Annotated in this window: 17 protein-coding genes; 9 read left to right on the top strand and 8 right to left on the bottom strand. The window is 72.5% G+C overall.

Going from position 1 to position 19,143, the window contains the following annotated elements:
- Positions 1–110: 110 nt before the first annotated feature.
- The 6 genes from ACZ402_RS17300 to ACZ402_RS17275 form a co-directional block, all read right to left on the bottom strand.
- On the bottom strand, positions 111–1,283 hold the full coding sequence (locus tag ACZ402_RS17300; RefSeq protein ID WP_375825876.1) for an ABC transporter permease: 1,173 nt from the start codon (positions 1,281–1,283) through the stop codon (positions 111–113).
- A 3-nt stretch (positions 1,284–1,286) separates the two neighbouring features.
- Entirely contained in the window at positions 1,287–2,270 is a 984-nt protein-coding gene (locus ACZ402_RS17295; protein WP_375825875.1) for an ABC transporter permease, read from the bottom strand.
- 5 nt (positions 2,271–2,275) lie between these two features.
- Positions 2,276–3,079 (bottom strand): ABC transporter ATP-binding protein, encoded by an 804-nt coding sequence (locus tag ACZ402_RS17290; protein WP_375825873.1) that lies wholly within the window; start codon positions 3,077–3,079, stop codon positions 2,276–2,278.
- On the bottom strand, positions 3,076–3,969 hold the full coding sequence (locus ACZ402_RS17285) for an ABC transporter ATP-binding protein (RefSeq protein WP_375825871.1): 894 nt from the start codon (positions 3,967–3,969) through the stop codon (positions 3,076–3,078). The genes ACZ402_RS17290 and ACZ402_RS17285 overlap by 4 nt, the downstream gene beginning before the upstream one ends.
- A 78-nt stretch (positions 3,970–4,047) precedes the next feature.
- Positions 4,048–5,718 carry an ABC transporter substrate-binding protein gene (locus tag ACZ402_RS17280; RefSeq protein ID WP_375825870.1) on the bottom strand — a complete coding sequence of 557 codons (1,671 nt, stop codon included), beginning with the start codon at positions 5,716–5,718 and terminating at the stop codon, positions 4,048–4,050.
- A 133-nt stretch (positions 5,719–5,851) separates the two neighbouring features.
- Entirely contained in the window at positions 5,852–8,377 is a 2,526-nt protein-coding gene (locus tag ACZ402_RS17275; protein ID WP_375825869.1) for a beta-glucosidase family protein, read from the bottom strand.
- Between the two features lie 257 nt (positions 8,378–8,634).
- Between ACZ402_RS17275 and ACZ402_RS17270 the strand changes: the two genes are divergently transcribed.
- The 4 genes from ACZ402_RS17270 to ACZ402_RS17255 all read left to right on the top strand — a co-directional run bounded on the left by ACZ402_RS17270 (position 8,635) and on the right by ACZ402_RS17255 (position 12,965).
- Positions 8,635–9,360, top strand: coding sequence for a TetR/AcrR family transcriptional regulator (locus ACZ402_RS17270; RefSeq protein WP_375825868.1), 726 nt, complete (start codon positions 8,635–8,637; stop codon positions 9,358–9,360).
- A 116-nt stretch (positions 9,361–9,476) separates the two neighbouring features.
- Positions 9,477–10,379, top strand: a complete 903-nt coding sequence (locus ACZ402_RS17265) for a formate/nitrite transporter family protein (protein WP_375825867.1) — start codon at positions 9,477–9,479, stop codon at positions 10,377–10,379.
- A gap of 133 nt (positions 10,380–10,512) precedes the next feature.
- Complete coding sequence (locus tag ACZ402_RS17260) at positions 10,513–11,835, top strand: aspartate kinase (RefSeq protein WP_253053958.1); 1,323 nt, start codon at positions 10,513–10,515, stop codon at positions 11,833–11,835.
- Between the two features lie 11 nt (positions 11,836–11,846).
- Positions 11,847–12,965, top strand: a complete 1,119-nt coding sequence (locus ACZ402_RS17255; RefSeq protein ID WP_375825866.1) for an aspartate-semialdehyde dehydrogenase — start codon at positions 11,847–11,849, stop codon at positions 12,963–12,965.
- A gap of 91 nt (positions 12,966–13,056) precedes the next feature.
- Here the strand turns inward: ACZ402_RS17255 and ACZ402_RS17250 are convergent, their stop codons facing one another.
- Both ACZ402_RS17250 and ACZ402_RS17245 read right to left on the bottom strand, forming a co-directional pair.
- On the bottom strand, positions 13,057–13,464 hold the full coding sequence (locus ACZ402_RS17250) for a VOC family protein (RefSeq protein WP_375825865.1): 408 nt from the start codon (positions 13,462–13,464) through the stop codon (positions 13,057–13,059).
- Between the two features lie 173 nt (positions 13,465–13,637).
- Positions 13,638–14,552, bottom strand: a complete 915-nt coding sequence (locus tag ACZ402_RS17245) for a hypothetical protein (RefSeq protein WP_375825863.1) — start codon at positions 14,550–14,552, stop codon at positions 13,638–13,640.
- Positions 14,553–14,961: 409 nt separating this feature from the next.
- Between ACZ402_RS17245 and ACZ402_RS17240 the strand changes: the two genes are divergently transcribed.
- The 5 genes from ACZ402_RS17240 (at position 14,962) to ACZ402_RS17220 (ending at position 19,143) form a co-directional block, all read left to right on the top strand.
- Positions 14,962–15,375: a GntR family transcriptional regulator gene (locus ACZ402_RS17240; protein ID WP_375825862.1), complete on the top strand. Its 414-nt coding sequence runs from the start codon at positions 14,962–14,964 to the stop codon at positions 15,373–15,375.
- Between the two features lie 5 nt (positions 15,376–15,380).
- Positions 15,381–16,385: an ATP-binding cassette domain-containing protein gene (locus ACZ402_RS17235; protein ID WP_375825860.1), complete on the top strand. Its 1,005-nt coding sequence runs from the start codon at positions 15,381–15,383 to the stop codon at positions 16,383–16,385.
- A complete protein-coding gene (locus ACZ402_RS17230; protein ID WP_375825859.1) occupies positions 16,382–17,173 on the top strand; it encodes a hypothetical protein in 792 nt (263 codons plus the stop codon). The genes ACZ402_RS17235 and ACZ402_RS17230 overlap by 4 nt, the downstream gene beginning before the upstream one ends.
- Positions 17,174–17,263: 90 nt before the next feature.
- Entirely contained in the window at positions 17,264–18,337 is a 1,074-nt protein-coding gene (locus ACZ402_RS17225) for an ATP-binding cassette domain-containing protein (RefSeq protein WP_375825858.1), read from the top strand.
- On the top strand, positions 18,334–19,143 hold the full coding sequence (locus ACZ402_RS17220; protein ID WP_375825857.1) for an ABC transporter permease: 810 nt from the start codon (positions 18,334–18,336) through the stop codon (positions 19,141–19,143). The genes ACZ402_RS17225 and ACZ402_RS17220 overlap by 4 nt, the downstream gene beginning before the upstream one ends.

The following is a 19,143-nucleotide window of genomic DNA, read 5'->3' as shown; positions in this document are numbered from 1 at the left end:
TGGAGGCGTGCCGTCCGCACCAGGGGCGTGGCGCGGACGGCGCCCCGTGCCGGGACCGTCTGCCGGTGAGGGGCCGTGGTGCGGCCCCTCACCCGTCTGTGCGGCGCCTGCTAGGCGGAGCGCTCCGGCCGGCCGACCGGGATCACGTCCGGGCCGGCCGTCGCCTGGTCGGCCTCCGTCACCGCGCCGATGTCGTCGCCGTGCACCGGTGCTCCCGGGACGTCGACGTGCGGGGAGTCGGGCGGGGGCGGGGTGACGCTGCCCTCGAGCAGGTCGGGGCGGTCGGCGACCGTCGTGATCCCGCTCGAGGCCTTGTAGCCCTTCTTGCGCAGGGCGCGCGCCCGCTCGCCGGCCGACCGCAGGCGCGGGTTCACGTACTCGTCGATCCCGAAGTTGATGAGCGACAGGGCCATGCCGAGCAGCGCGATGCACAGGCCGGCGGGGACGTACCACCACCAGTAGTCGGGGAACGCGCCGTTCTGCTGAGCCCAGAAGAGGATCGTGCCCCAGTTGAGGTTCGTGATGGGGATGACCCCGATGAAGGCGAGCGTAGTCAGGCCGAGGACCGCCGCGGTCACCGTGCCGACGAAGCTCGACGCGATGATCGCGGTGAGGTTCGGCAGCATCTCGACGGCGATGATGCGGTGGATCGGCTCGCCGTTCGCCCGCGCCGCCTGGATGAAGTCCCGGTTCCGCAGCGACAGGGTCTGCGCCCGCAGGACGCGCGCGCCCCAGGCCCAGCCCGTGATCGCGAGCACCGTGGAGACGAGCAGGAGGCTCGGGTTCTCCTGCTGCGACGCCACGATGATCATGAGCGGAAGGCCCGGGAGCACGAGGAACACGTTCGTGAGCGCCGAGAGCGACTCGCTGCGCCAGCCCGCGATGTACCCGGCGGTCACCCCGACGATCACCGCGACGAGCGTCGCGATGATGCCGGAGACGAACCCGACGACCAGCACGCCCCGCGTGCCGTAGATGATCTGGCTGAGGACGTCCTCGCCCATGTGCGTCGTGCCGAGCAGGTGCTGCGCGGACGGCGGCTGCTTGAGCGCGGTGAAGTCCTTCTCGAGCGGCCCGTAGGGCGCGAGGAGGTCGCCGAAGATCGCGACGAGCGTGAACACGCCGAGGATGATCAGGCCGGTGAGCGACTTGCCGTTGCGGAACATCGCGAACGAGGCCCCGGCGCGGCTCGCGAGGCCGCGTCCGGAGGAGCCGCCCGAGGCGGCTGTCGGGGTCGCGGGCGCGGTGGCCTCGCTCGTCGCGGTCGTGGTGGTGGACGTCATGGCTCAGGCCTCCGTCTGACGCGTGCGCGGGTCGAGGGCGGCGTAGGCGACGTCCGCCAGGATGTTCGCGACGAGGACCGAGAGCGTGATGACGAGGAAGAGTCCCTGCATCAGCGGGTAGTCCTTCGCGTTGGTGGCGTCGAGCAGCAGCTTGCCCACCCCGGGGTAGGAGAAGACGAGCTCCATGACGAGCGTGCCGCCCACGATGAAGCCGAGGGACAGCGCGAAGCTCGAGAGCTGCGGCAGCACCGCGTTGCGCGACGCGTAGCGCGTGAGCACCTTGCGGGGCGGGAGGCCCTTGGCCTGGGCCACCGTCACGTAGTCCTCGTCGAGGACGGTGATCATCATGTTCCGCATCCCGAGCACCCAGCCGCCCAGCGACGCGACGACGATGGTCAGGGCGGGCAGCGTGCCGTGCTGGATCACGTCCCGGGCGAACTCCCACGACCACTCGGGCGACGCGCCCTTGCTGTACGCGTGCGACGCCGGGAACCAGCCGAGCATGCTCGAGAAGACCGCGATGGCGATGAGGCCCATCCAGAAGTACGGGACGGTCGAGAAGAACGTCGAGATGGGCACGATCGCGTCGGCCTTGCTCCCGCGGCGCCAGCCGATGATCGCGCCGAGGCCGCTGCCGAGGAAGAAGCTGAGGATCGTCGCGATACCGACGAGCCCGAGCGTCCACGGCAGGGCGGCGGCGATCACGTCGCCCACGGGGGCGAGCCCCTTGGAGAACGAGCGACCGAGGTCGCCGCTGAGCATGAGGCCCCAGTAGTCGACGTACTGCTGGAAGAGCGACCGGCCGTCGTCGAGCCCGAAGAGGGTGCGCAGCGACTCGGCCGCCTCGGGGCTGATCTTCCCCTGGTTCTTCGCGAGGTACGCGGAGACCGGGTCGCCCTTCATCATGCGGGGCAGGAAGAAGTTGATCGTGATCGCCGCCCAGGCGGTGAACAGGTAGAAGGCGGTGCGGCGGGCGAAGAATCGCAACGGGATCAGCTCCTCGACGATGCGGGGCCGGTGCCGGAGAAGTGGACCTCCGGGTTGGGCGAGGCATCGCGTAGCGCGCGGGTGTAGGGGTGCTGGGGCTCGAGGATCACGTCGTCGGCCGGCCCGTGCTCCACGACCTTGCCGTGGTGCAGGACCATGATCTCGTCGCTGAAGTGGCGCGCGGTCGCCAGGTCGTGCGTGATGTAGAGGACCCCGAGGTTCGCCTCGCGCTGGAGCTCGGCGAGGAGGTTGAGGACGCCGAGGCGGATCGACACGTCGAGCATCGAGACCGGCTCGTCGGCGATGAGCAGCGACGGGCGCGACGCGAGGGCGCGCGCGATCGCGACGCGCTGGCGCTGCCCGCCGGACAGCTCGTGCGGGCGACGGTCCACGACCCCGCCGTCCAGGTGGACGCGGTCGAGGAGCCGGTGCACCTCCGCGTCGACCGCGTCCTTCGGGACCACGTGGTCGAGGCGCAGCGGCCGCTCGAGGTGGTGGCGGATCGTGTGGTACGGGTTGAGCGACGCGAACGGGTCCTGGAAGACCATGCGGATCTGCTGCCGGTAGCGGCGCAGGGCCCGTCCCCGGCGGGGGATGGGGGCGCCGTCGAGCAGGATCTCGCCGGACGTGGCGCGCTCGAGCTGCGTGAGGATCTTCGCGATCGTCGACTTGCCGCTGCCGCTCTGCCCGACGAGCGCGACCGTGCGCCCCGAGGTGAGCGTGAAGCTGACGTCGTCGAGCGCCAGCAGGTCGCCCGAACCCCGGACCTTGTACTTCTTGCTGACGTGCGAGAACTCGAGGGTGGTCATCGGGCCTGGCCTCCTGCGAAGGTCGTGGCCGTGCTCGCGGCCGTGGCCGCGGGCTCCGACCGGCCGCGCACGAACCCGCCCCGCTCGCCGGTGAGGCTCGGGAACGAGCCGAGGAGCGTGCGGGTGTACTCGTGCCGGGCGTGGTGGTAGATGTTCGCCGCGGTGTCGAGCTCGACGATCCGGCCCTGGCGCATGACCGCGATCCGGTCGGAGATCTCGAGCAGCAGCGGGAGGTCGTGCGTGATGAAGATGACCGAGAAGCCGAACTGCTTCCGCAGGTCCGAGATCTGCTGGAGGATCTCGCGCTGCACGAGGACGTCGAGCGCCGTCGTCGGCTCGTCCATGATCATGAGCTGCGGCTTGAGCGCGAGGGCCATGGCGATCATGACGCGCTGGCGCATGCCGCCGGAGAGCTCGTGCGGGTAGGAGCGCAGCCGGTCGCGCCCCACGCCGACGAGGTCGAGGAGCTGGGCGCTCTCCTCGGTCCGCTCGGCCTTGCTCATACGGGGGCGGTGCGTCTCGAACACGTCGCCGAGCTGCTTGCCGACGGTGGCGACCGGGTTGAGCGCGTTCATCGCCCCCTGGAACACCATCGACGCCTTGTCCCAGCGGAACCGGCGCATCGCGTCGTCGTCGAGCGCGTTGAGGTCGACGTCCTCGCCCGACTCGTCGTGGAAGATCGCCGATCCCGAGGGGATGACGGCCGGCGGCTTGAGCAGCCGCTGGATGCCGTACGCGAGCGACGTCTTGCCGCAGCCGGACTCGCCGGCCAGGCCCAGGATCTCCCCGCGGCGCAGCGTGAGGGAGACGTCGCTGACGGCCTCGACGGGCGGGTCGACGTCGTAGACCACGCTGAAGTGCGAGACGGTCAGCAGAGGTTCGGTGTTCACTCGTCCTACCTGTTTCTGTGCGGGGGGCTGGACCGCACCGAGGCCCGCGCGGCGTGCGCCGCGCGGGCCCCGGTGACCTCACTCGGCCGGCTCGAGCTGGGTGAGGATGAGCACCGCGGTCGGCTGCGTCGGGTCCGCGTTGATGTACGGGTCGTCGTCGCTCGGCCAGCCGACGTAGTTGCGCGTGTTGAACTCCGTGATGAACGGGCGCGTGCCGATCGGCATGACCGGGACCTGGTCCACGAAGATCTTCTGCGCCTCGGCGATGGCCGTCGCGCGGTCCTCGTCCGTCGTCGCCGCGAGGTACGCGTCGAGGGCGGCCGTGGCCTCCGGGCTGTCGAAGCGGCCGAAGTTGTAGTCCGCGGCCTCACCGACCGGCTTGAGCCAGCGGGCGTCCATCGTGTCGCTGTAGATGTCGTACGGCGTCGCGCCCGTCTCGGTCCAGTGCAGGATCGCGTCGAAGTCGCCCGTGCCCTTGGCGGCCCACCACGAGTCGGAGTCGGGCGTGTCGACCGACGCCTCGACGCCGATCGCCTTGACCGACTCGGCGATGAGGCTGATGCCGGTGACGTAGTCGTTCCAGCCCTGGGGGACGCTGAGCTGGAAGGTGACGGGCTCGCCGTCGGGGTCGACCAGGGTGTCGCCGTCGAACGTGTACCCGGCGTCGGTGAGGACCTTCTTGGCGCCGTCGACGTCGACCTCGTACTCCTCGCCCACGAACTCGTCCGAGATGAACGGGTCGCCGGCCGGGGTCGGCAGGCCCGTGACGGAGGTGAGCAGCGGGACGCCGCTCTCGCGGGCGATCTGCTGGTGCTGCTCGCGGTCGATGACCATGTTGACGGCCTGGCGGAACGCCACGTCGTCGAACGGCTTCTTGGTCGTGTTGACGAACATCGCGTCGATGCCGAGGCCCGCGGGGGCCCAGTACACGTTGTGCTCCGGGTCCTTGTCGACGAAGGCCGACTGCACGTTCGGGAGGAACGCCTGCGCCCAGTCCGCGTCGCCGTTGGCGAGCGCCGTCGTCAGGGCGCTGTTGTCGTTGTAGGACACGTAGTACAGCGTCGGGACCGCGAGCTCGCCGCCCCAGTAGTCGTCGCGCGCGTCGAGCTGGACGCTCTCCGTGCTGAAGCTCGTCAGGGTGTACGGGCCGGTGCCGACGGGGTCGGGGTTCGTCTCGGTCGTCGGGTCGGCGACGCCCTCCCACACGTGCTTCGGCACGACGAACCGGTGCAGCACCTTGTCCTGCTTGGCGAACATCGGCGTGCCGAACGTGACGGTGACCGTGTCGCCGTCCACGGTGACGTCCTGGATGTCGAGCGCCGCGGTGTTGAGCTCGGGCGTGTCGACGAGGATCTGGTACGAGTACGCGATGTCGTCGGCCGTGAGGTCCTCGCCGTCGCTCCACTTCACGCCCTCGCGGGTCGTGAGCGTCACCGACGTGTAGTCCTCGGACCACGTGATCTCGGACGCCAGCCACGGGCGGACCTCGTCCGACGGGTTGACCACGTTGACGATGCCGACGGGCTCGTAGATCGCGTTGACGTAGCCGAGCTTGAGCGCGGACGAGTCGCCGATCCAGGGGTTGTTCGACTCGGTCGCGATCGCGCCGTCCGGCTTGGCGATGGTGAGGGCGGCACCCTCGCCGGAGCTGGTCGTGCTGTCGTCGTCGTTGCCGCCGGACGACGAGCAGCCGGTCAGCACGAGTGCTGTCGCGATGCCGAGGGCGATCGCGGAGGCCTTCAACCTCATGAATCTCTCTCCTTCGAGGGAACTTCGTCCCCGGCGCGGTGCCGGGGCGGTGGAGCGCGTGTCGCGAGTACCGCGTGGGTACCGCGTGAGAACTGCGTGGGCGCTGGGTCGCCCGGGGTGGACCGCGGTCCGGCTACTCCTGTTCGGTGGTGCTCTCCTGCACCCGGACCGCGGTGTCCAGGCGGAGGTCGTGGACGGAACGCCCCACCCGGAGCCGGTAGGTCCCGGCCGGGAGGTGCCAGCGTCCGCTGTCGGTGTCCCACACCTCGAGCTGACGGCGGGGGACGGTCACGGTGACGTCGGCGGAGGCCCCCGCGGCGACGTCGACGACGGCGAACCCGCCGAGCCAGCGGACCGGACGGTCGCGCTCGGCGACCGGGGCCGACGCGGGCGCGACCGGGGGTTCGACGTAGACCTGGACGACCTCGCGGCCGTCGCGGGACCCGGTGTTGGTGACGCGGACCGTGAGGGTCACGTCGCCGTCGGGAGTGCGGGCGGGCACGTGACCGGGCTCGCCGCACGCGTCGTACGACCACGTCGTCCAGCCGAGCCCGTGCCCGAAGGGTGCGGCGGGGACGGCGCCCGAGCGCTCCCACGCGCGGTACCCGACGTGGACGCCGTCGGCGTACTCGACGACCCCCTGGTCGGGGACCGCGTGCGGGACGGGGACGTCGGCCTCGGTGGCCGGGAGCGTCCAGGGGAGGCGGCCCGCCGGCTCGACGTCGCCCGCGAGCACGTCGGCGATCGAGTGCCCGGCCTCCTGGCCGGGGAACCAGACCCACAGCACGGTGCGCGCGCGGTCGAGCCAGGGGAGCAGCACGGGGGCGCCCGCGTTCACGACGACGACCGCGTCCGGGTCGGCGTCGAGGACGCGCTCGACGAGCTCGTCCTGACGGCCGGGCAGCGCGAGCGACGTGCGGTCCCAGCCCTCGGACTCGACCTCCTCGTTCGTGCCCACGACGACGACGGTCAGGTCGGCCGCGCGGGCGGCCCGGGCGGCGTCGGCGATCTCCTGCTCGGCGCTCGGCGCGGGGACGCGGTGGCGCAGCTCCGCGCGGACGAGGTTCCCGTAGCCCTGGGCGCGGGTGACGAGGAGCGACGCGCGGACCCGCACGCGGCGCGGCGCGTCGACGTGCACGGTCGCGGGGACGCCCGCCGGGTTGTTGATCGAGGAGTCGAGGATGACCTCGACCCCCGAGCGTCGGTCGTCCTTCGCGACGACGACGCCGTCGATCTCGATCGTGTGGCCCGGGACCGTGCCGACCTCGAGCACGTGGTCGCCGGGCTCGTCGAGGAGGACGTCGACGTCCAGCACGACGGTGTCGACCTCGGCGGGCAGGTCCCGCAGGAACCCGTCCCAGCGGGGCAGGACGGACGTGCGGAGCGTCGTGCCCTCGGCGTCGAGCCAGGTCACGGTCACCGCGGCGCCGTCGGCGCTGCGCCCCTCCACGTCGAGCCGGGGGGCGTACCGGCGGGCGTCGCCGCCGCGGGCCACGGTGAGCGTGGCGTCGGGCCAGCGCGCGGCCAGGCCCTCGGCGGGCGTGACGACGTGCGCAGGGTTCACGGTCGAGCTGCCGCCGCCCAGCACGTGCGGGCGCACGGCGTTGGGGCCGACGAGCGCGATCGAGCGCGGCGCGGGGCGGTCCCAGACGGGGTTCTCGGCGTCCGAGCGCAGGACGACCGTGCCCGCGGCGGCGGTCCGGCGCACCAGGGCGCGCAGGTCGCCGTCGTGCGTGACGGGGCGGGCGGGCTCGTCGAGCGCGCCGACGCGGCGGGCGAGCAGGAGGACGCGCGCGACCTTGTCGTCGATCTCGCTCTCGGGGACGCGGCCCTCCTCGACCGCGCGGACGAGGGCGTCCTCCCACGGGCCGCCGGGGCCGGGCATGACGACGTCGAGGCCGCCGTTCGCGGAGAGCTCGGTCGTGCGCGTCGCGACCCAGTCGGAGACCACGGCGCCGTCGAACCCGACCTCGTCCTTGAGGACGTCCGTGAGCAGGTGCCGGTGCCCGGTCATGGGACCCGACTCCACGCCGTCGTCCACCTGGTTGTAGGCCGCCATGACGGACCACGCGCCCGCCGCGACCGCGTCCTCGAACGGCGCGAGGTAGACCTCGCGCAGGACGCGGGGGTCGACGTGCGACACGTACGACGTGCGCTGGGTCTCGGAGTCGTTGGCGACGTAGTGCTTGACGCACGCCGCGACGCCCTGGTCCTGGAGGCCGCGCACGACGCCGGTGCCGATCTGCGCGGTGAGGTAGGGGTCCTCGGAGTAGCACTCGAAGTGCCGGCCGCCGACGGGCGTGCGCTGGATGTTGACCTGGGGCGCGAGGACGACGTCGACGCCGTGCGTGCGCGCCTCGCGGGCGAACGCCTGCCCGGTCTCGTGCGCGACGGCCCGGTCCCACGTCGCGCCGATCGCGCTGGGGGACGGGAAGAGGAGCGAGGTCTCGCCCTCGACCTCGCTCGTGCCGCGGACCCCGACGGGGCCGTCGGACATGACGACGGGGCGCAGCCCGAGCTCGTCCTGGGCGTGCAGGCGCCACATGGACCGGCCGGTGAGGAGGCGGACCTTCTCGCGGAGGGGCAGCCCCTGTGCACGGGTGCGCAGGGCGTCGAGCTCCGCGGGGTCGCGCTCTCCCGCGAGGGACTGCGATGTCACGTACGTGCTCCTCGTCGTCGAGTCGTCTGTCGAGCGGAGAACTTACCGTGCAGTCAGTAAGTTGGCAAGAAGCCGCGTTTCCGCAGGTCAGATCGATATCTCACCGTGATCTTTGCCCTGAGCGTGGCTCGGCGGCGCCGCCGCGTGCGTAGGATCACCCCGGACGGCGACGGATCGAGGACGTGCTCGGTGCCGGGGCGCCGACGTCGGCGCCGACCGTGGCGCACCGGGCACCACGACGAGGAAGTGACGAGGCGATGACCACGAGCAGGCGGCGCCCCCGCGTGCGGGAGGAGACCCTCCGGCGCCGCGAGGAGATCCTCAAGGCCGCCATGGCGACCTTCGGGAGCAAGGGCTACCACAACGGCCCCCTCGCGGAGATCGCGGAGCAGGTCGACATGACCCACGCCGGGATCCTGCACCACTTCGGGTCCAAGGACCACCTCCTCCTCGAGGTGCTGCGCTACCGCGACGAGAGCGACGTCGCCGGCCTCGACGGGCAGCACATCCCGGGCGGCCTCGACATGTTCCGCCACCTGGTCCGCACCGCGTTCCTCAACGCGCAGCGCGCCGGGATCGTGCAGACGTACGCCGTGCTGTCCGCCGAGTCCGTGACCGACGACCACCCCGCGCGCGCCTTCTTCGAGGGCCGGTACCGCACGCTGCGCGGCGAGGCCGTCGAGGCGTTCGAGGCGCTGTGCGCGGAGCGGGGCGTCGCGGTCCCCGCGAGCGTCCGGCACGCGTCGGCATCGATCCTCGCCGTCATGGACGGCCTCCAGGTCCAGTGGCTCCTCGACCCCACGCAGGTCGACCTCGGCGAGGCGAGCGAGTTCGCCATCGAGGCGATCGTCACCGCGGTGCTCGACCCGCGCCCGTCGCCGCTCGGGAGCCTCCCGGGGCCCGCGGAGGAGGCCCGCGCGGCGGGCGCCACCGACGCCGAGGCCCGGGGCGTCGACCGGCACGTGGAGGCGGCAACTGCCTGACGGCGGCGCTCGGGTCGGGCCCGCGGGCCGGTCCCGTGGTTCCGGTCCTTCGGTCCCGGAGGGTCGCGACCACGGGCCCTGGTCGGGCGCGGCGGCCGACGGCGAGGATCGAGGTCGTGCAGACCCTCGCCCAGGCGTTGTCCACCCAGTCGGAGGCGGCCCGGAAGAAGGTCGGCTCGGCGAGACGCCCGGCGCGCTACCTCGTCGCCGCGATGCTCGCGGGCGCGTACATCGGCGTCGGGGTGGTCCTCATGGTCGCGACGGCCGGGCCCTTCCTCGCGGCCGGGTCGCCGGGGGAGCGGCTGGTCGCCGGGGGCGTGTTCGCCGCGGCGCTGACCCTCGTCGTGTTCGCCGGGGCCGAGCTCGCGACGTCCGCCATGATGATCCTCGCCCAGGGCGTCGCGACGCGCGCCGTCCGGGTGCGCGACGCCGTCCTCACGCTCGGCCTGTGCCTCTTCGGCAACCTCGCCGGCTCGATGCTCTTCGCGTTCGCCGTCACGAAGGCCGGGGTGCTGCACTCCAACGCGGCCGCGGGCGAGATGGTCGCGTCGATGCTGCGCGCGAAGGCCCACGAGACCGGCGGCGAGCTCTTCTTCCGCGGCGTGCTGTGCAACCTCCTCGTGTGCGCCGCGATCTGGGCCTGCGGTCGCCTGCGCTCCGAGGCGGGCCGGGCGATCGTCCTGTTCTGGGCGATCCTCGCGTTCATCGCCTCCGGCTTCGAGCACGTCGTCGCCAACATGACGACCTTCTCGCTCGGCCTCCTCGGCGACCTGGGCCCGACGACGTGGACCGACTTCGCCCGCAACCTCACCTGGGTCGGCCTCGGCAACCTCGTCGGCGGCGCCCTCGTCGTCGGCCTCGCCTACGTCGTCGTCGCCGGCCCGGGCGAGCGGGGCGTCGGGCGGGGCGTCGGGCGGGGTGCGCCCTCGGAGGACGCGTCCGCGCCGCCGGTCGCGCTCCCCATGCCCGCGCTCCGGCGGGTGACCGCGCCCCTCGACCGGAGCCACCGCGCGGGCTGATGCCGCGCCGCCCGGGCCCGCATGGCGGGACGGGCTTGGCCGGACCGCGGGACGCGTGCGTATCATCGATCGACCCACAAGCACCCGGCGGGCCGTTGAGAGAGACGGAGGCCGGCGACAGACGGAGCAGCACGTGGCACTTGTCGTGCAGAAGTACGGCGGTTCGTCGGTATCCGACGCCGAGAGCATCAAGCGCGTGGCCAAGCGCATCGCGCAGACCAAGAGGGCCGGGCACGACGTCGTCGTCGTGGTCTCGGCGATGGGCGACACGACGGACGAGCTCATCGACCTCGCGCAGCAGGTCACCCCCCTCCCGCCGCAGCGCGAGATGGACATCCTCCTCACCGCGGGCGAGCGCATCTCGATGTCGCTGCTCGCGATGGCGATCAACAGCCTGGGCGTCAAGGCGAAGTCGTTCACGGGCCAGCAGGCGGGCGTCATCACCGACGCCGTGCACGGCAAGGCGCGCATCGTCGACGTCGTCCCGCACCGCATCCGGGAGACGATCGAGCGCGGCCAGGTCGCGATCGTCGCGGGCTTCCAGGGCGTCACGCAGTCGACGAACGACGTGACGACGCTCGGCCGCGGCGGGTCGGACACGACCGCAGTCGCGCTCGCCGCCGGCCTCGACGCCGACGTGTGCGAGATCTACACGGACGTGGACGGCATCTTCACGGCCGACCCGCGCATCGTCCCGAGCGCGCGCAAGATCGACCGCATCACGTACGAGGAGATGCTCGAGATGGCGGCGAGCGGGGCCAAGGTCCTCGCGCTGCGCTGCGTCGAGTACGGCCGCCGGTACGGCGTGCCGATCCACGTGCGCTCGTCGTTCAGCGGCAAGGACGGCACGTTCGTCAGCGCGGACGCCTACTCCGCGCCGCAGCCGGCCGTCGGCGCCGCCCCCAGCTCTGCAGACCTTCCCGAGGAGACCGTCATGGAAGACCCGATCATCTCCGGCGTCGCGCACGACCGCAGCGAGGCCAAGATCACCGTCGTCGGGGTGCCCGACGTCCCCGGGACGGCCGCGCGCATCTTCGAGGTCGTCGCCGGCTCGGGCGTGAACATCGACATGATCGTGCAGAACGTGTCGGCCGCCCGCACGGGCCTGACCGACATCTCGTTCTCGCTGCCCGAGGGCGACGGGCCGGCCGCGATGTCGGCGCTGTCCGCGCTGCAGGGCGAGATCGGGTTCGACTCGCTGCAGTTCGACGACCAGATCGGCAAGCTCTCGCTCGTCGGCGCGGGCATGAAGTCGCACCCGGGCGTCTCCGCGAAGCTCTTCGGGGCGCTGCGCGACGCGGGCATCAACATCGAGATGATCTCCACCTCGGAGATCCGCATCTCCGTCGTGACCCGCGAGGACTCGCTCGACGACGCGGTGCGCGCCGTGCACACCGCGTTCGAGCTCGACGCCGCCGACGGCGAGGCCGTCGTCTACGCCGGCACCGGCCGCTGAGAGGACTGGACATGACCACCGAGAACCGTCAGGGCCTGAACGTCGCCGTCGTCGGCGCGACCGGCCAGGTGGGCGCCGTCATGCGCCGCCTCCTCGAGGAGCGCGACCTCCCCGTCGCGAGCATCCGCTACTTCGCGTCGGCGCGCTCCGCCGGGTCGTCGCTCCCGTGGCGCGGGACCGACGTCGTCGTGGAGGACGTCGCCGCGACGTCGACCGACGACCTGCGCGGGATCGACGTCGCCCTCTTCTCCGCGGGCGGCGCGACCTCGAAGGCGCAGGCCGAGCGCTTCGCCGCGGCGGGCGCCGTCGTCATCGACAACTCGTCCGCGTGGCGCATGGACCCGGACGTCCCGCTCGTCGTCTCCGAGGTGAACCCGGGTGCGCTCCGCGAGGCCCGCAAGGGGATCATCGCCAACCCGAACTGCACGACCATGGCCGCCATGCCCGTCCTCAAGCCGCTCGCGGACGAGGCCGGGCTGGAGCGCCTGATCGTCGCGACGTACCAGGCCGTGTCCGGCGCCGGGCTCGCCGGCGCGGAGGAGCTGCGCGCCCAGGCCGTCGCGGGCGCCGCGGCCGACGGCACGGGCGCCGGGCTCGTCGGGCTCGTGCACGACGGCGGCGCGGTCGCCTTCCCGGAGCCCGCGGTCTTCCCGCGCAACGTCGCGTTCAACGTCGTCCCGATCGCCGGGTCGATCGTCGACGACGGGCAGGCGGAGACGGACGAGGAGAAGAAGCTCCGCAACGAGTCGCGCAAGATCCTCGGCCTGCCGTCGCTCGCGGTTGCGGGGACGTGCGTGCGCGTGCCGGTGTTCACCGGCCACTCGCTCGCGATCCACGCGGAGTTCGGTGCGGCCCTGTCGCCTGAGCGGGCGCGCGAGATCCTCGCCGCGGCGCCGGGCGTCGCGCTCGCCGACGTCCCGAACCCGCTCGAGGCCGCGGGCCAGGACCCGTCGTTCGTCGGCCGCATCCGCACCGACCAGTCCGTCCCCGACGGCCGCGGCCTCGTGCTCTTCGTGTCGAACGACAACCTCCGCAAGGGCGCCGCGCTCAACGCGGTGCAGCTCGCCGAGCTCGTCGCCCAGGACCTCGACGCCGTCCGCGCGGCGTTCACCCCGGCCCTCGCGAAGTAGGGCCCCGGTCACCCGAGGTAGAGCCCTGGTACCGCGAGGTGGAGCCCTGGTCATCGACCAGGGCTCCACCTCGCGGTAGAAGGTCCGGGGCTCAGCCCTCGACCATGCGTGCCATGTTCTCGCCGTCGGCGAGGCCGACGATGTTGCCGGCCGGGTCGGTGAACCAGGCCCCGTCGCCGCCCTCCATGAAGCCGCGCACGATGCCCTTGTCGTCCTGGTCGAACCCTTCGTAGCGCTCGAACGTCACGCCCTTCGCGGTGAGCTCGTCGACGACCTGGTCCACGTCGTCGACGGTGAGGTGCATGACGGTGAAGGCGGCCGGCCGATGGTCCTCCTTCGGGTACACGAACACGTCCGAGCCGCCGCCGAGGTGCAGCACCAGACCACCCCCGTCGTCGAGTGCCGTGACGGGGAGCCCGAGGGTTCCTCCGTAGAAATCGCGCGCTGCGTCGAGGTCGTCCGCCGAGAAGCTGGAGAACCCGCGCCGAATGGTGACCATCGTCGTCTCACTCCTTCGTGACCGCCGGCGGCCGGAGGGCGTGACCCGCCGCGGACGCCGGATCGTTCCAGGATCCCACCGCGAGGCCCTGGTGGACATGCTCCTGGGCGACGGATCTGGGCGAGCTCGCGACGCTGCGCGGGAGCTGAGCGTCGGTGCGGTGACGGGGTCGCTCAGGTCAGCTTCCCGCTGAGCGCTCTGCCGAGGATCGAGACGAGCTCGCCACCGTCCACGTCGTAACCGTCCGGCTTGCTGACGAAGAGCTTGACCGGCACGCTCTGGGTGACGAAGGCGTCCTCGTCGACGATCCCGGACCGGACGAGGAGCTTCAGCACCGCGGCGAGGTGCTTGCCGTCCGGCCTCCAGGTCCCGCTCTGGTTCGTGATCGCGGTGATGCGACCGCCCGTCGCGGAGAAGTCCCCCGCTCCCACGACCGTCCCGCTGATCTGGGCGTGCGAGGAGAGGAGCGGGTACTCGGACATCGCCTGGTGGCCCGCACGCAGGGAGTCGGCGTCGGTCAACGCCTGGCTGGCGTACAGGACGGGCGTGACGCCCTCCATGCACAGGACGTAGCGCTCCGTCGTCCCACCGGTGTCGATCCTGAACCGGCCGTCGTGCGTCGAGAGGACGCCGCCGGCCGCGCGGACCCGGCACTTTGTCTGGTCACGGAGCTCGTCCACGTCGGTCGGCATGACGGCCTGGATCAACCCGAGCTCCGTCCACGGGGGTGTGTTCTCGAGCGCGGCCTCGAAGCTGGTCGTGGCCGATCCGGCGCGACCGCGGATACCGGTGGGGGCACTGGTGCGCGGCAGCTGCGGAGGCTGCTGTGCGGCACGGATGTCGTCGTGCTCGTCCTTGATCAGGCGATCGAGAGTGCCAAGGGCGGTCGCCTTCAACGTGTCGAGGTCGGAGAGCCACCAGTTCCTCGCCTGGTTGGCACGCCATGCGGCGACGGCCTGGGCCAGTGCGACGAGGGTCGCGTCCCGCTGCTGCAGGTCGTCGCCGCGAAGCCCTGCGTAGTGCGCGACGAGGTCGCGCACCGGCATCCAGTACGCACGCGATCCGTCGTAGGTTCCGATCGTGGCCACGGTCGCGTCTCCGGCCCAGCTGCGCGGCGATCGCTGCACGGCGGGTGATGGTTGGCCGAGGAGACCGAGGACGGCCTGGTTGCCGACGACGTGCTGAAGGGATCCGAGGTCGTGCGGGGGCCCGGTCGCGGGCGCTGCCGTCGCGCGCCTCTCGGGCTCGTGGCGACGGTGTCCCGTCCTCGGGTCTTCGGCCGACACCCTCCTCGGCGTGTCCATGCACCCATCGTGGGCCGTGAGGCTCACGCGGGCCTCGCGGTGCGGGCCGGCGTTCGCGCACCACTGACCGCCCCTTCGGGCAACGCCGGCGGCACGGAAGGTCGCACGGAGAGGGTTGCGCGACCACAACATCTATGGTTCATTAGTTGAGTAATGAACCGCAGAAGACGCGAGGCGGGAGAGGATGGGGCCCATGTTCGACGGACCGGAACCCATCTACCTCCAGATCGCGCAGATGATCCGGGCGCAGGTGCTCGCGGGCGAGCTCGCGGAGGAGGAGCAGGTCATGTCGACCACGCAGTTCGCGACCACGTTCCGCATCAACCCGGCGACGGCCGCGAAGGCGTTCGCCGGCCTCGTCGACGAGGGCGTCCTCTACAAGCGGCGCGGCCTCGGTATGTTCGTCGCCCCCGGAGCGCGGGAGCGGCTGCTCGCCGACCACCGCGCCCGGTTCTTCGACGAGATCCTCGCGCCGGCGCTCGCCCAGGCCGACCTCCTCGACATCCCGACGGCCGAGATCGTGGACTACGTCCTCGGCCGGCCGCGCCCCGCCGGCACGCCCGGCGACCAGAGCACTGGCCCGACCACCGACCCCACCCCGAGGTGAGACCCGTGACCGCCCGGCCCGCCAGCCACCCCACCGACCAGGACCCGGTCGCCCGGACCTCGACACCGCCCCCGGCGCCGTTCGCCGCCGAGGTGCGCGACGTCGTCGTGCGCTACTCCCGCGGCGACGAGGTCCCCGCGCTCGACGGCGCGACGCTCACGATCCGGCCCGGCGTCATCACCGGCCTGCTGGGCCGCAACGGCGCGGGCAAGACGACGCTCGCCGCCCTGCTCGCGGCGTTCCGCCGACCCACGGCCGGGACGGTGCGCGTCGGACCGGAGGGCGAGCTCGAGGACCCGTTCGAGAACGTGTGGGCGACCATGCACACCCAGCTCGTCCGCGAGAGCGGCGACGTGTGGGAGACCGACAAGGCCCGCGACACGCTCGAGTACTACGCCGACCTGCGCCCGCACTGGGACGCCGACCTCGCCGCGCGCCTGCTCGACGAGCTCGAGGTGGACGTCCGCAAGAAGCCCGCCGAGATGTCGCGCGGCAAGCGCTCCGCGCTCGGCGCGGTGATCGGCCTGGCGGCGCGCGCGCCGCTGACGATCTTCGACGAGGTCTACCTCGGCATGGACGCCCCGAGCCGGTACGCGTTCTACGACGCTCTCGTCGCCGACTACGCCGAGCACCCGCGCACGATCCTGCTGTCGAGCCACCTCATCACCGAGGTGGAGCGGCTCTTCGAGGACGTCGTCATCATCGACCGCGGGCGCGTCCTGCTCGCCGAGAACGCCGACGACGTCCGTGCCCGGGGCGTCAGCCTCACCGGCCCCGCCGACCTGGTCGAGCGGCACGCCGCTGGCCGCGAGGTGCTCGCGCGCCAGCGGCTCGGCGGCACGGCCCAGGTGACGCTCTTCGGCACGTTCGCCGACGACGAGCGCGCCGCCGCGGTGGAGGCCGGGCTCGAGGTCGGCGCCGTCCCCGTCCAGGACCTGTTCGTCCACCTCACCCGCGCCGGGCGCGGCGAGGCGGGGTCGCGGACCGACGCGACGGAGGAGGCGCGATGACCGCCACGACCCACCGCAGCGCCGAGCGCCGGGCCCTCGAGTCCGCCGCCCACCGGCGCGGCGTCAACGCCGTCGCCTGGTACTACGTCGTCGGCACCTGGTACGTCGGGGTCTGGTTCTGGGCGATCGCGCTCGCCGTCGGGGCGCTCATCCTGTGGATCATGCACCGCAACGACGACGTGAGCATCGAGGCGGTCGGGGGAGTCGCCGGCTCGGCGAAGTTCTTCCTCTTCGTGATGGGCATCATCCTGCCGCTCATGACGATCGCCGTGCACGTCGCGTCGGGCGGCACACGCCGCTCGTACACGCACGGGCTGTGGATCGGCGCCGTCGTGTCGGGCCTGACGTTCGGCATGGCGAGCGCGCTCGTGAAGTGGGGGGCGTGGTCGCTGTTCCGGAACGCGGGGTGGGCGACCGAGCCCGAGCTCGGGCAGCTCTACGGCGACGGTTCCCAGGTGGGCCTCGTGCTCCTCGTCGAGGGCATCTTCTGCGTCGTGTACTACCTGGCCGGGATGGTCGTCGCCGCCGGCTTCTACGGGTTCGGGTTCCTGCGCGGGGTGCTCCTCGTCCTCGCGTCGCTCGTGCCCGTGCTGGTCGCCGAGGTCTTCCTCCGCTCCGGCTTCTTCGGCCACGCGCTCGCGCGCGTCGCCGGTCTCGACGGCACCCCCGTCTGGCTCGCCGTCCTCGGCGGCGCCGTCGGGGTGGCGCTCGCCGCACTGCTCCTGCGCGTCGTCCTGCGGGGCGTCGCGATCCGACCGGTCGAGTTCGCAGCGAGCGCGAGCGGCTGACCGGGCGCACCGCACCCACCGTTCACCGAGAGCCCACCGGGCGGCGCCCCGCGCCGTGCGGAGGTCTCGCACACCCTCGTGGAGGTCAGTATGAGTCCCGCACCACCACCCGTCGGCGGCGCGACCGTCGCGTCGCCCGCCCCGACCACCCGCCCGTCGGCGGGCGCGTCGCCCGTCGTCGAGGTCCGCAACCTGCGCAAGACCTACCCGGGGCCGACGGGCCGGGGGGACGCAGCCGCCCGCAAGGTCGCCGTCGAGGACGTGAGCTTCAGCGTCGAGGCGGGTGAGATCTTCGGCATCCTCGGACCCAACGGGGCCGGGAAGACGACCACCGTCGAGTGCCTCGCCGGGCTGCGCAAGGCCGACGGCGGCACGGTCCGCGTGCTCGGCGTCGACCCGCAGACGGACCCGGCGGCCGTGCGCGACGCCGTCGGGGTGCAGCTCCAGGAGGCGGCGCTCAACGAGAAGATCACCGTCGAGGAGGCGATGCGTCTGTTCGCGTCGTTCTACGCGTCGCCGTCGGACGTGGAGGAGCTGCTCGACCTCCTCGACCTCGCCGAGCACCGGCGCGTCGCGTTCGCCAAGCTCTCCGGCGGGCAGAAGCAGCGCCTGTCGATCGCGCTCGCCCTGGTGGGCAACCCGCGCGTCGCGATCCTCGACGAGCTGACGACGGGCCTCGACCCGGCCGCGCGCCGCGCCACCTGGGAGCTCGTGGAGCGCGTGCGCGACCGCGGGGTGACGATCCTGCTCGTCACGCACTTCATGGACGAGGCCGAGCGCCTGTGCGACCGGCTCGTCATCATCGACCACGGCCGGATCGTCGCGCAGGGCACGCCCGCGGAGCTGATCGACGCGGTCGACACGTCGCGCACGGTGCGCCTGCGCGTCCCCCCGGCCGACCACGACCTCACCCTCCACACGCTCGCGGGCCTCGCGGACGTCGAGCGTGTCGAGGTCGTGCCGACGTCCGGACGCGAGATCGAGGTGACCGGCACGCGGCGGGTGCTGCTCGCCGTCGTGCTCGCGCTCGCCGAGCAGGAGGTCGTGCCCGACGACGTCCGGACCGTCTCCCGGTCCCTCGAGGACGTGTTCGTCGCCGTGACCGGCCGCACCTACGACCCGGACGCGCCCGTCGCCCGGCCGACCCGAGGGGAGTCCCGATGACCGCCACGACCCTGACCGCCGACGTCGCCCCCGCCCGCCGCAGCAGCGGCTGGCGCGGGTTCGGTGTGCTGCTCGCGACGGAGTCGCGGCTCTGGCTGCGCGACACGGGCACCGTGTTCTTCGCGCTCGTGTTCCCGACCGTCCTGCTGATCGGCGTCGGCTTCGCGATCCCGGGGATGCGCACCCCCATCGAGGACGCGCCCCCGCCGTGGCTCGGGCTCACGCCCGTCGCGCTGTACGTCCCGGTGGTCCTCGCCGCCGCGATCGCGACGCCCGCCCTGACCACGATGCCGGTCTACTTCGCGACGTTCCGCGAGAAGGGCCTGCTGCGGCGGCTGTCCACGACGCCCATGCGGCCGCAGGGGATCGTCGTCGCGCACCTCGTCATCAACCTCGTCGCGGTCGTCGTGGCGTCGGCGGTCGCGCTCCTCGTCGGGCAGCTCGTGTTCGGGCTCGTCGCCCCGCAGAACGCGGGGACGGTCGTGCTCGCGTTCGTGCTCGGCGTCGCGTCGATGTACTCGCTCGGCACGCTCATCGCGGCGCGCGTGCCCAAGGCGAGCACGGCGTCGGCGATCGGGACGCTCGTCTACTTCCCGCTGCTGTTCCTCTCGGGGCTGTGGACGCCCGGCCCGATCATGCCGGAGGCCGTGGCCCAGATCGGGAAGTTCACGCCGCTCGGGGCCGCGTCGCAGGCGATGACCGCGGGCTGGTTCGAGTCCGGGTTCCCGACGGTGCAGGTGGTCGTCATGGCCGTGTGGACGGCCGTCCTGCTGCCTCTCGGCATCCGGCTCTTCCGCTGGAGCTGA

The organism is Cellulosimicrobium sp. NPDC030954, from assembly GCF_055571305.1.
The sequence above is the reverse complement of the archived record's forward strand: the minus strand, read 5'-3'. Positions and strand labels throughout refer to the sequence as shown.